The following is a 12,135-nucleotide window of genomic DNA, read 5'->3' as shown; positions in this document are numbered from 1 at the left end:
TCCAATTAATTGGGACTAACCTCTTCTTGATCATAATAAGTTGTTATAAGGTAAAAATTTTAATCACTGCGCTTTTCGTCTCATCGCTAATTATTGATTGAACCAATCAAGCACTATGCCAGCAGTAAGCTCCCACCTATTTTTTTATAATCTTTAGATAAGAATTATACTGTTTAAAAATTGCAAGATAAAATGGAGTGTGATTTTATGGAACAACTTTTGCTTCCCATGATCGTTACGTTTTATTCATTTATCGGGTTGTTATTGGGCGGAATTGTTGGTCTTACAACTAGACGTATAATGGAAGAACAAACATTTCGCTTATACGCACTTTGCGGGGGAATTTTACTTGCATTGTTACTAATAGAAATCATTCCAGAAACATTTTCAAGTTATGAAATAATCGGCCCCCTTCTTGGTTGTACCATTGGAATTTTAATGATGCGTTTAATAGATCACTACTGTCATCATGTTGTGATACATAAAAACAATCAGCAAACATGGCAAACTTTTTTATTTCTTTCCTTTGCGATTTTCATTCATAATCTGCCGAGCGGTTTTGCGTTAGGAACTGCTTTTACGACACATCATGAATCTACTCTTTCTTTCTTACTAGCCATTGTTATTCATCATATTCCCGAAGGCCTTGCCTTAACTATCTCTTTCCTATTTACGCAGCATAAATATATATCTTTTATCTTAGTAATCCTCTTACTATCAATCATTCTTGGCTTAAGCACTGCGTTTGGTATGATCATTAACAGTAAAACTATTCATTTACCTGGCTTAATAATGGGAAGTGCTATCGGTTCTTTAGGATATGTAACAGTCCATGAAATGCTTTGGAAAGCCAAAAAGAACTTATCACTACTCTCTTTTCTTTCTTGGACTTTTATTGGATGTTTACTTATTATCGTGTTTATCCCCTTTATAAGTCATCATTGAAAAAGAACTTCCCCTACGGTTTGTATATTTTACCTGTTTCTCCAAAACATAATCGTATCTCAGTATGTAAGGAGGAAATTCCATGTTTCAAAAAACTGCTGGTGAGGCACTGGTTGACTTATTAATCGAATGGGGCGTCGATCACATATATGGCATGCCCGGTGATTCCATTAATTCTATTATCGAGCCGCTTCGTAAAGCGCAAGATAAAATTAAATTTATTCAAGTTCGTCACGAAGAAGCTGGCGCTTTAGCAGCTGCTTCTTATGCAAAATTAACCGGAAAACTCGGCGTATGTATGGCAATCGCTGGGCCAGGTGCCATACATTTACTCAACGGATTGTATGATGCCAAATTAGATCAAGCACCTGTCCTTGCTATTACTGGTCAAATTGAGTCAGATTTAATTGGAACAGGTTTTTTTCAAGAAATAAATTTAGAAAGAATGTTTGATGATGTCGCCGTTTATAACCAGCGAATCATGTCAGCGGAACAACTTCCCGCTGTTGTCAATCAAGCAATTCGCATGGCTTATACTAAAAAAGGGGTATCCGTTCTTACCATTCCAGATGACATTCAAAAATTTGAAGTAGATGTCAAAGCACGGATTACAACACCTGCTTTTACGATGCCAGAGTTATTCCCTAGGCAGCATGATTTAGAAAAAGCAATATCTGCATTAAATGAAGCAAAAAACCCCGTTATTCTAGCAGGAAAAGGCGCAAGAGATGCGAAGGAACCTTTACTTGCTTTTGCCGAGCACATAGGAGCGCCTATTGTATTAACACTTCCAGCTAAAGGAGTGATTCCAGATGAGCATCCTCTTTGCATTGGAGGATTAGGTTTAATTGGGACAAAACCGGCATATGAAGCAATGCATAATGCTGATACATTAATTATGGTCGGTACCTCTTACCCATTCACAGGTTTCTTACCAGAAAAGGCCAAGACGCTTCATATCGACACAGATCCAGCACAAATCGGCAAACGTTACCAAACAGATATCGGACTTGCTGGTGATGCAGCTAACACTTTAAAATGGCTCACACAAAATATCGAAAAACATACGGATCACTCATTTTTACAACACCATCAAGAACTCATGAGGAAATGGGAAGAAAAACTGCACAATCAAGAAAACGACACTTCTGTTCCAATTAAACCTCAAAGAGTCATGCACGCACTGCAGCAAGTTGCCCATGATGATGCTATTTTATCTGTAGATGTAGGGAATGTAACGGTTTGGACGGCACGTCATTTTCGTATGACAAATCAACGTTTTATTTTATCAAGCTGGTTAGCAACACTTGGTTGCGGTCTTCCTGGAGCAATCGCTGGACAGATTGCTTATCCAAATAAACAAGTTTTCGCAATTTGCGGCGATGGTGGATTTGGAATGACGATGAACGACTTTGTAACAGCTGTAAAATATAAACTCCCAATTATTGTAGTCGTATTAAATAACCATAAAATCGCTATGATTAAATTTGAACAAGAAGTAATGGGGAATATTGAGTTTGGGACAGAACTTACCAATCCAAATTTTGCAAAATACGCTGAAATTTGCGGTGGAGTCGGTTACCGCGTTGAAAAACCTGAGGAATTGATGCCTGCTTTTGAACAAGCTGTAAAACAAAACAGGCCATGTATTATCGACGTTCTCGTTGATGTCAACGAAGCTCCTATGCCTGCAAAAATTACGTTTGCCCAAGCAGCTGGTTACACAAAACACATGCTGAAAGAACTATTTGAAGAAGGAAAAATTGATTTACCGCCTTTATAAAGTGAAACTTTAATCAGTGGGGGTTTTCTTCATCCCCCACTGATTATCAGCCCTCACCAATCGGGCTTTTACGGGCAGTTTATCTCCCGCCTAACTTCTTAAGAAAGGCGGAAGTGGATCGTTCAGAATGTGAGGGGGATGGAGCTTCTGACATAGAGGTGTTTTTTACCTCGTAGGAAGAAGCGAAGCCACCGAACATTCTAGCCACTGAAGCTGGACAATGCTTTTGCTGAATTTTGAGGTGGGAGTATTACTGCCCACGAATAGCGGGATAAAAACACAAGGCTAAGACAGTAGGTGTACTTTAATAGCTACTGTCTTAGCCAAAAATAAAATTTCTCGATTATCTTAAAAAGTCACCATAAACGGTTGATTCTCTTCATCTAAACAATGTAATATGCGCTCTTTGAAATTTTTCCATGTTATCATCTGGAGCGCTTCTTCTATTGAAAAATATCCAACTTCTAAACTTTCACTACTTGTTGTAAATTGTCCTCCGATTGGCTTTCCTAAAAATAAATGACTACAAATACACTGTGAAACATTTTGATACGCTCCGCAGTATTTCACAATTTCAATATCAATGCCAGTCTCCTCTTTCGCTTCTCGAATAGCACCTGCTAGAATCGCTTCTCCTTCTTCCACTTGACCACCGGGAATTTCCCAGCCCCGCTTTGGACTTTTTAAAAGTAAAATTTCATTTTTATCATTTAACACGACAGTTGCAGCACTTATAATATGCTTCGGATAAGACATACCTACCCCCTCCTTTAAACAAACTACTAACATTCTACTTACAATGAACAGGTAATACAGCCCAAGAATTAACAAGTGTTGTCTGTTTGCCTTCTATATGTAACACTTGCTGAGATGGATTTGCTGTATGTAGTAATTGCGGAAATATTTCTTTCACATAATGTCGATGTGCTGCTTCGTCTTTCCATAAAGATAAAACAATGTAACGATTCGAAGAAAGAGCTCTTCCAACAATGCCGCCCATCATCCCTTCTGCTCTTGCCATTCCTCGATTCCAAACCGTCTCTTGCATATGTAAAAATTGCTTTTCACTCTCTTGTTTCACATCACAAATTGCTACTCGTAAAAAGGAACTGTGTGCTAATGCTTCTACAAAAGAAGCCTCCGTTATGTCAAATAAAGATTGATATAATTCTGTTTCACATGATGTATACGTACTTTCTTGATTGTTATCATAAAAAATCTTATCGTGTGATTTATTCATAAAGCTTTGATACATTTTCATATTTTCCCATAAACTAACTATACAAGCCTCTGATTCATCCCATCCGCCGATTTGTCCGTAAAAACCATCCAAAACCTTCAACTCGCCCCATTGTTCTTGAGCCGCTGAAAATAATTCCTTTTTTTCGTCGCTAACTTTACAAATAATCGATTTAATTAGCATACATAGTTCCCCCTTATTTTCCATTAAAACTTCATTAAAGCCATATACTTTTATTTTAAAGGGCATTAATGGAAATATCAAAATTTCAAGAAAAATAATACTATAAAAGGAAATATATTTCTTTTTTATTTGTTATTTTGAAATAAAGTTTGATTACTTTACTATTTTAGATACAGTATAAATATTTTTATGTAATAAGCCTTCCCACACAGTGAATCCACTATCGATCCATTTTTCAAGTACTTCTGCAGTTATATTTTTTATGATAAACTCTATAACCTAATGAACTTTCTTCTATTTCTACATCATTTCCCATGATTTTAAAAACTTCTTCTAATACAGCCTTTCTTCAAAACAATACGACTTTGTTTCCAAGCTACACATTGAAAAATGTACTGCAGAACAACTTCACAATATGCAATAGAATATAATGGAATATGTTAAATCTATTGGTGGTTTACCAAAAAAACATTTAGAAATTATCGAAAAAAGAAACTGGTTACCCCCATTCCATTATGTTTATGAAGTATATTAACATTCTCTTGTAACGCCTACACTTAGCGTTGGAATTTTCCATAAAGAAAAGGCACTTTTTTATAAGTGCCTTTCTCCTAGACTACGGTTTTTTTGTTAATCTATATTTGAAGCAAATTAACTAGATAACATAACATAAAATAACAAAGCAGCTGCCTCTTGTCGTTTCATTATTTGTTTCGATAAATAATCTGCTGATCCATCTGCATTATATATGACCTCAGGTCCAACTAAACGATGACCTACAATGTTTTTGACAGACTCTATTGCCCAATCATCCGTTTCTCCCTTTAGAGTAGCGTCTGCAGGTGGCGCTTCTATCATTTTTAAATAATGCCACGCAATCCATGCTGCTTCTTGTCTAGTAATAGCGCGATCTGGATAAAATTGTCCCCCTTCTTTTTCGTATAAAATACCAAGTTCATATAACTTTTGAATATGAGATGCATACTGATGGTCCTTTACATCAGAAAATACAGGGTCTTTTTTTGACGGTGGTGTAAAGTAAGCAATTTGAGATAACCAATATGAAAATTCTCCACGTGTAAGAGGGGCTTCGGGAACAAAATTCCCCTCCTTATTTGCTTTTAATATCTCATATTGGTGTAAAGGATCTATAAATTTAGCATATGGATGATTTGCCTCTACATCTTGAAATCTCTTAGGCTCACTTAATTTCACCGCTGAACTACCAGAGTTCCAGTGTATCATTTCTTCTACAGTGCCATCTGAATGAAGTTTAAACGCCATATAATTACCTTTTTCATCTTCAAATAGTAAAGGATCTATTTGTTTTAGTTCCTGTTTACCATATCTTTTATCACTTACAAATAACTTTCCTTCACTTATTTTCACATGTGTAATAAGATTTTTCACCCGCAAATCACGGTAAACACCTTCAAATTTCTTTAACTCTTCTTCACTAGGTTTTAAATACTCTGGCTTCGTTCTGTCTGGAAAATAGTGATTCATAAATTCATCAAATAATTCATAAGGAAGTGATGAGCCATCTTTATTCGTAACAACAAAAACACCTATTTTATGTTCAGGAATTAACCACATTAACGAAGAAAACCCTGGTATATTTCCACCTTTTCCAAAAACATATTGACCATTATGACTTTGCGGTGAAAAGAATTCAAATCCATATGCCATATTTGGATATTTTGGGTGTAACGCAAATTTTGTTTTTTGCATATCTTGAACAGTTTCTTTTTTTAGTATTTGTTTATTTTTAAATTTACCACCATTCAATTGAGCAATCATAAAATTGGCCACGTCGCTTCCTGTAGAAAACATGCTCCCTTGTGGCATGTCCGTCGGTCTTGTTTCATAAAATGGGATGGCATCACCTTTTTCATTGTATCCTGTTGCAAGCTTATCTTTGATAAAATTAGTCATAACAAAACTACTATTTTGCATCTCTAAAGGGTAAAAAATATTTGAAGCCATATATTTATAAAAAGGTGTGTTTGTCAAACTTTGAACAATATATCCTTGAAGCATAGAAGCAAAATTATCATATGTATACGTATCTCCTGGTTTTCTCACTACTGTGGGCATATTTTCTTCTACATAATCTTTAAGTTTTGTATAGTCATTAACTTGATAATGAATATCCCCCGGTCTAGGATCCACGTAATCAAAACCTGTTGTATGGGTGAGTAAATGTTTCATTGTAACTGGTTCACCCATGTTATTTTGGTACTTTAATCCTCCCATATAATTTACTATATCACTATTTAAATCGATTTTTCCTTGTTCAACTAACTGCATTACAGCACTAGCAGTAAAAACCTTTGATACTGACGCTAATCGAAAAACTGTTTTTTTGGGATCAATGGGAATATTCTGTTCTTTATTGGAAAAACCGTACCCTTTTTGAAATAGAATTTGATCATCTTTGACAACTACAATAGCTACACCAGGTGCATTTTCAGCTTTCATTTTCTCTGGAATTATTTTATTTGTGAAAGCTTCTACATCTTTAGCATTTAATGCTATAGAAGAAACTGTTTCAGCCTTTACATTATTACTCCCCAAAAAGACTAAAAAGAAACATAGACTTAAAACTAATAAACTTCGAAAATGATTTATAACTCTATTACTTCTTCTTTCCAAATTAATTCCCCCTTTAAAACTAGATTTATTGATTATTTTCTCAGTATGCTAAACATCGATCCGGACAACACAACCACATTCTACCATCCATTACATTATTTTTCCAATTTTATTTATATTTTGTAATTTTATACTCCTGTAGCTTTATAAAAAAGTTTGATCAAAAATATCTCGAAAAGCGACTATCTTTCATTTTCTTTTCTATAGAGTTTACTCTTTTTCTCTTAGACAAAAAAATCACCTCTTAAGATAACGATATCTCACTAGGTGATTTTTATCAGGATTTTTTTAATTATCAATCTTTTTTTATAAAGCTACATTATTATCCATTAAACTATTTTTTGATATAACTCATACTGAATAATACAGCATTACTTAAAATACTTACTACACCTATCCAAAATAGCCAATTTGTTGCGGTCTGCCAAGAAGCCACCATGATAAGTAGTGCAGTAGCAATAGATACACAATAGCCTATCCGGTTCAATTTCTTGTTACGGTGAAACTTGTCCTTTGCCTGAGAAATAGATTGTTGGACTGTATTCTTTACATAATAGACTTTTTCTTTCATCTTATTCTCAGTCTCTTTTGCTTTCTGATAAATGACATTACTCATATAAACTTTACTCATCATTCCGTCCCCCATTTCGGCGTCTTGAAAACTCAGCCAAGATTTTTTCCTGATCGTTCAACTGCATCTGCTCATCAATTTCGAGATTGGCCTTTTCTTCAAAACCATCTTGTTGTTCGCCGTCGAAGCGATAGAGCTTTTGTAATAATCTCCAAAACGTTTCCATTTCATCAGTTGTGAAATCATGAAACATATCCGCTAAAAAATAAGTGGATTTTTCAGAACAAGTAAGTAACGCTTTTTTTCCTTCAGGAGTAATCACGATATTAATCGAACGTTTATCTATTTTACTCGGCACGGTTTTAACAAACCCTTTTTTTACAAGGCCTGTAATTAACTTATTTGCAGTCTGCTTTGTTGTACCTAGCTTTTTAGCAATATTAATAAGTGTAGTGCTTTCGATTGGCAAATGTGCAATCGCAATAAGAGCCATGTGTTGCCGGGAAGTTAATATCTCTAAATACTCGTCCCCACGCGTTTGAACCTTATTGACAACTGAAAATAAAGTTGCGTAACTTTGCTGCATAACATGCAGTTCTTTCATTAATTGATTTATATCCATATGTAGCTCCCCTTTGTTTTTCATCACCATGCTGACAAATACAGAATACCACGTTTCTGAAAAATATGTCAACATGGTGACGAATAAAAACTAATTTACTTATTACATAAAAAAAGTAGCAAAGGTGTCTTACCCCTTGCTACTTAATCAAATGTAAGTTCTATTTGAATAATCTCTGATCGGCTGCCAAGTCTTAACGGTGGTCCCCAAAAACCAAATCCAGAAGAAACAATTGCATGAAATAAATCTTTCTGTACATATCCCCAATCTAATTCATACATTCTTCTTGTAATGATATGATTTGGTGCCATTTGTCCTCTATGCGTATGTCCGGACAATAATACATCAACACCTGATGCTTCAGCTTGCTTTAACTCAAATGGCTGATGATCCATTGCAATGACAGGAAGACTCTTATCCACAGTGCTCATTAATTCCTCAAAACTTTTACGCTCTCGGTCCGTCTTATCTTTTCTCCCTACAATAAAAAAACAATCTTCAATTTTCACAACTTCATCTAATAATATATTTACATCAATTTTATTCATTTCTTGCAAAAATTCAGGAATCGCCCCGCCGTAATATTCATGATTTCCTAACACTCCATATACGCCAAGCGGAGCATGCATTTGTTTCATCACTTGTCCCATATTCTTTTTTATAAAGTACTCTGGATGATCGTCAATAATATCTCCAGGTAAAAGTATAATATCTGGTTTCATGTCATTTACATGATGAACCAATCTTTTCAGATGAGACAAGCCAGACAGCTTACCAAAATGCATATCTGAAGCCATCGCAATTCGAAGTGTCTTACGACTACTAACTTTTTTAGGTACATGGATCTCGTATTTTCGAACGATTGGACTATACGCATTAAATGTTCCATAAACAAAAATCAAAACAAAAGTAATAATAACAATCGTTCCAGTCCAAAAAATAGATTGTTCTTTCGGAAACGATAACCAATTTAAAATAAACACTGTTACATCCGCTATTGGTAATAGTATGACTGCATATTGTATAACCGCAAACCAATACGAACCAATTGTTCTAAGTGGTGAAGCAAATTTAATCACTCGATCTAGAATATACGCATATGATAATAGTCCAACTAGAAGCGCATAATATCCCCAAGATTGAATATGAAAAGTCGCATGAATCCAAATCCAACCATTCCAGCCAATGTAAACCATTAATAACGTATAGAGAGTAAATAAAATAAAAATATTTACTAGATTTCTCTTTTTCAAAGTATGCCCCCCTCTTTTACAAGTTTTCATTACAAAATTTATATAATACACTTAATATAACAAATTACACTATATATAACAAATATCCCTTAAAACCTTTAAGGATTTTATTTTGACGCAAAAATTTTTATACTTCCACTAATACACCGTTAAACAAAAAGAGACTGCTTCATCATTTTTATGAATCAATCTCTTTTTTATTTCATATTTCAACTAGATGGATTAGCAGTAGGACTCAAATAACGTTCCTTTATAATTTTACAATGATGAAGCTCATGGCCAGCAATAATGTATGCCAATGCCCGAACTGTTACTTCAGAGTTATTCGCAAACCCTCTTTGTAACCAAGCTTCCGCATCTAAACTTTTAAGTAAATGCATAGTAGCTTGACGAACAATTGTTAAATTCGCAAGAAGACTTTGCATAGATTGCTTATCAAATGCTGCCCTAAGAACATACATATCATCGTTGTATCCAGGAAGCGGTGCCGCTTCGCCTCTCGCTATAGAAAGAAGTCGATATGCCATAATACGTTCAGTATCCGCAATATGCCCGATTACCTCCTTTATACTCCATTTATTAGGAGCGTATCGGAAATGTCCTTCACTATCAGAAATATCCTTTAATAAGAGGTTCGTCTCTTTCATTTGCTCTTCTAAAATATGTACGATATCTCCCTCTGGTAATAAGTTAATGTATGTTGCATAATACGGGTTATATTCATTCGCTTCCGGTCTCTTTTGCATTTTCCCCATCCTTTTTATTTTAACTTTATTATAAAATATTATCATACTAATCCAAAAAATTAAAATTCTAAAACAACGACATTAAAACCCTTTTCTTTTTAGGGGGGCGGGAGCATCTGGCCATACATAGAAACGGTTAGGACCTTTTCCTGCCGCATGCAAAGTTTAAAACAAAAGGAGCAAATAGCGATCCTGTTTTATTCTGCATAGCAGCGACTTATATGTGGAAAAATTAAAATAGATTTATAGAGAACATTTTACTTTCTTCTCTTCTAATCTTGAAAATCAGCCATCCTACGAAAAAACTTTCTCAACCCTTAACCTATAGACTGCTCGATTATTAGCTGCTACCATAATAAGTGAGCTCCTAACGAGTTTCATTATCTAGCGAAAGGACCTGTTTCGGACACAGGTCCTTTTGTTTTTTATTTGATTTAATGGATGATGTTTTCAATAAAGTAAAGCGATTAGAATTTAGTAACATTTATGAAAGGCATATCCCCCCTTTTCTTACTCTTTCGACAGAAAAGCAAATAATTTCTCAAACAAAAAACGTAACTACTCAGCTATACATTTCATGTAGAAGTTTCGTAAAGAGTATAATTCCAGCAAAAATACGCTTATCTATCATTGCTGCCATGAAGATACAAATGGACCTACATCTTGCTGCCTTTCTTTGTTTTCAAACTTTGCGCGTGGCAGAAAAAGGCCCTGACCGCTACTATACATAGCCAGTCCCTCCCTGACCATTTAAAATAATGCTTTTCTGCTTTTTTTCATAAAGTGACTGAGTAGTTACAAAAAACTACACTAATGTTATAATTTTACTCAATAATATAACTAGAAAGAGATGAAGATAATGAAAGTATCCTATTGGAGCGGTAAAAAGGTACGGCTAAGGGCACCTCAAAAAGAAGATATTCATTTATTCGAAGACTTAGATGACGAAATACTCAAAAACCTTGATTCTATTTCTTTCCCACGCACGAAAGAACAAATTGAAGAGTGGATGGCCGACATATCAAAGGGTTCGTCTACTGACTGTGATGATTTTTATTGGATTGCTGAAGATCACAATAAAAACATCATCGGGACAATTGACGTTGCGAATTGCGATTCTAAAAATGGAACATTTGATTACGGTATATCTGTATTCCCTTCTCATAGAGGGAAAGGATACGCGCAAGATATGATTATAACTATACTAAAACATTACTTCTTCGAGCTTAGATATCAAAAAGCAACCATTCAAATATATTCATTTAATACCGCTTCTATCAACCTTCATCGAAAACTTAAGTTTGTAGAGGAAGGCCGCTTAAGAAATATGATGTATACAAACGGAACATTCTATGATGAAATCTATTTTGGGATTACGAAAGACGAGTTTCAAGCGTTATATTTCCCTAAATAAATTTTACTTAATCCTATTACTTTTTATGGAGAGATTCAATTTGAATAAGTTAAAAAAATACTCTAAAGTGTATATAATGTTTTTTATTCTTCACGTTATATTTCTTATATTTTCTCCTAATAGAATAGTAGGTAGAACTGCCATTCAAAAAGATGATATAAAATTACACGTATACGCACAAGCCACTACGGGAGCGCCTCAAAAAATAAGCAAGAGTGATTTAGCTATATTAAAGAAAAAAATTAAAGACACATACCCTAATGTAAAATCTACGGATATTGAACTTGAAGGTGACACACCATTCCATCATGTTGATGATCCAGCTTATATCGGAGAATTTACTGTATACGGAAAAGTTATAGGTACAACGCTAAATGAAACATCGAGAGAAAATACCGTGGCAGTTTTAAAAGTTTCTTATTGGGACATGCCTATGCTTTGGTACCTATTTCATTATGACTCATACATAACTAAAGTAACACTATATGTATTACTACCAATTTTTCTGCTTGCATTAGTATTTAGTATTATTTCTCTCCTGCCTAAAAATAACTTTGATTAATGTTAAATATAAGCTACTCTACTACTTCTATTCACAAATGTAAAAACCAAAAAAGAACACATATTAAACATTGATGATATGTGTTCTTTTTCCTTAAGCCCGACTTGTGTGCTTTCCTTACTATCTACTCGTCAGTTTTATGTGACAATCTATTCAATAAT

Annotated in this window: 11 protein-coding genes; 4 read left to right on the top strand and 7 right to left on the bottom strand. The window is 34.5% G+C overall.

The features are described from left to right. Positions 1–207: 207 nt before the first annotated feature. Both MR076_RS04790 and MR076_RS04785 read left to right on the top strand, forming a co-directional pair. Complete coding sequence (locus MR076_RS04790) at positions 208–945, top strand: ZIP family metal transporter (protein WP_242218199.1); 738 nt, start codon at positions 208–210, stop codon at positions 943–945. An 82-nt stretch (positions 946–1,027) separates the two neighbouring features. Continuing rightward, on the top strand, positions 1,028–2,728 hold the full coding sequence (locus tag MR076_RS04785; protein ID WP_242218197.1) for a pyruvate oxidase: 1,701 nt from the start codon (positions 1,028–1,030) through the stop codon (positions 2,726–2,728). A gap of 348 nt (positions 2,729–3,076) precedes the next feature. Here the strand turns inward: MR076_RS04785 and MR076_RS04780 are convergent, their stop codons facing one another. The 7 genes from MR076_RS04780 to MR076_RS04750 all read right to left on the bottom strand — a co-directional run bounded on the left by MR076_RS04780 (position 3,077) and on the right by MR076_RS04750 (position 9,998). Next, positions 3,077–3,484, bottom strand: a complete 408-nt coding sequence (locus MR076_RS04780) for an NUDIX hydrolase (protein ID WP_242218194.1) — start codon at positions 3,482–3,484, stop codon at positions 3,077–3,079. Positions 3,485–3,518: 34 nt separating this feature from the next. Next, positions 3,519–4,151: a YdbC family protein gene (locus MR076_RS04775; RefSeq protein WP_242218192.1), complete on the bottom strand. Its 633-nt coding sequence runs from the start codon at positions 4,149–4,151 to the stop codon at positions 3,519–3,521. Between the two features lie 651 nt (positions 4,152–4,802). Beyond that, on the bottom strand, positions 4,803–6,806 hold the full coding sequence (locus tag MR076_RS04770; RefSeq protein ID WP_242218190.1) for a serine hydrolase domain-containing protein: 2,004 nt from the start codon (positions 6,804–6,806) through the stop codon (positions 4,803–4,805). 334 nt (positions 6,807–7,140) lie between these two features. Beyond that, entirely contained in the window at positions 7,141–7,437 is a 297-nt protein-coding gene (locus MR076_RS04765) for a hypothetical protein (protein ID WP_396021653.1), read from the bottom strand. Further along, on the bottom strand, positions 7,430–7,999 hold the full coding sequence (locus tag MR076_RS04760; RefSeq protein ID WP_242218188.1) for a MarR family winged helix-turn-helix transcriptional regulator: 570 nt from the start codon (positions 7,997–7,999) through the stop codon (positions 7,430–7,432). Before MR076_RS04760 ends, MR076_RS04765 begins: the two co-directional genes overlap by 8 nt. 143 nt (positions 8,000–8,142) lie before the next feature. Continuing rightward, positions 8,143–9,195 carry a metallophosphoesterase gene (locus tag MR076_RS04755; RefSeq protein ID WP_242218662.1) on the bottom strand — a complete coding sequence of 351 codons (1,053 nt, stop codon included), beginning with the start codon at positions 9,193–9,195 and terminating at the stop codon, positions 8,143–8,145. Between the two features lie 266 nt (positions 9,196–9,461). Then, positions 9,462–9,998, bottom strand: coding sequence for a DinB family protein (locus MR076_RS04750; protein ID WP_242218186.1), 537 nt, complete (start codon positions 9,996–9,998; stop codon positions 9,462–9,464). 859 nt (positions 9,999–10,857) lie between these two features. On the opposite strand from MR076_RS04750, the gene MR076_RS04745 reads away from it, so the two are divergent. Beyond that, positions 10,858–11,412: a GNAT family N-acetyltransferase gene (locus MR076_RS04745; protein ID WP_242218184.1), complete on the top strand. Its 555-nt coding sequence runs from the start codon at positions 10,858–10,860 to the stop codon at positions 11,410–11,412. Positions 11,413–11,452: 40 nt separating this feature from the next. Beyond that, positions 11,453–11,974, top strand: coding sequence for a transposase (locus MR076_RS04740; protein ID WP_242218182.1), 522 nt, complete (start codon positions 11,453–11,455; stop codon positions 11,972–11,974). Positions 11,975–12,135 lie beyond the last annotated feature (161 nt).

It is taken from the genome of Bacillus cereus group sp. BfR-BA-01380 (genome assembly GCF_022663535.1).
Taxonomy (GTDB): Bacteria; Bacillota; Bacilli; order Bacillales; family Bacillaceae_G; genus Bacillus_A; species Bacillus_A cereus_BB.
Note: the sequence above shows the minus strand (reverse complement) of the source record. Positions and strands in the feature narration are given on the sequence as shown.

Excerpts from the sequence above, each read along its gene's own strand:
- MR076_RS04755 (WP_242218662.1), bottom strand. The coding sequence starts at position 9,195 with ATGGTTTACATTGGCTGGAATGGTTGGATTTGGATTCATGCGACTTTT.
- MR076_RS04780 (WP_242218194.1), bottom strand. The coding sequence starts at position 3,484 with ATGTCTTATCCGAAGCATATTATAAGTGCTGCAACTGTCGTGTTAAAT.
- MR076_RS04745 (WP_242218184.1), top strand. The coding sequence starts at position 10,858 with ATGAAAGTATCCTATTGGAGCGGTAAAAAGGTACGGCTAAGGGCACCT.
- MR076_RS04785 (WP_242218197.1), top strand. The coding sequence starts at position 1,028 with ATGTTTCAAAAAACTGCTGGTGAGGCACTGGTTGACTTATTAATCGAA.
- MR076_RS04760 (WP_242218188.1), bottom strand. The coding sequence starts at position 7,999 with ATGGATATAAATCAATTAATGAAAGAACTGCATGTTATGCAGCAAAGT.
- MR076_RS04775 (WP_242218192.1), bottom strand. The coding sequence starts at position 4,151 with ATGCTAATTAAATCGATTATTTGTAAAGTTAGCGACGAAAAAAAGGAA.
- MR076_RS04790 (WP_242218199.1), top strand. The coding sequence starts at position 208 with ATGGAACAACTTTTGCTTCCCATGATCGTTACGTTTTATTCATTTATC.
- MR076_RS04750 (WP_242218186.1), bottom strand. The coding sequence starts at position 9,998 with ATGCAAAAGAGACCGGAAGCGAATGAATATAACCCGTATTATGCAACA.
- MR076_RS04765 (WP_396021653.1), bottom strand. The coding sequence starts at position 7,437 with ATGAGTAAAGTTTATATGAGTAATGTCATTTATCAGAAAGCAAAAGAG.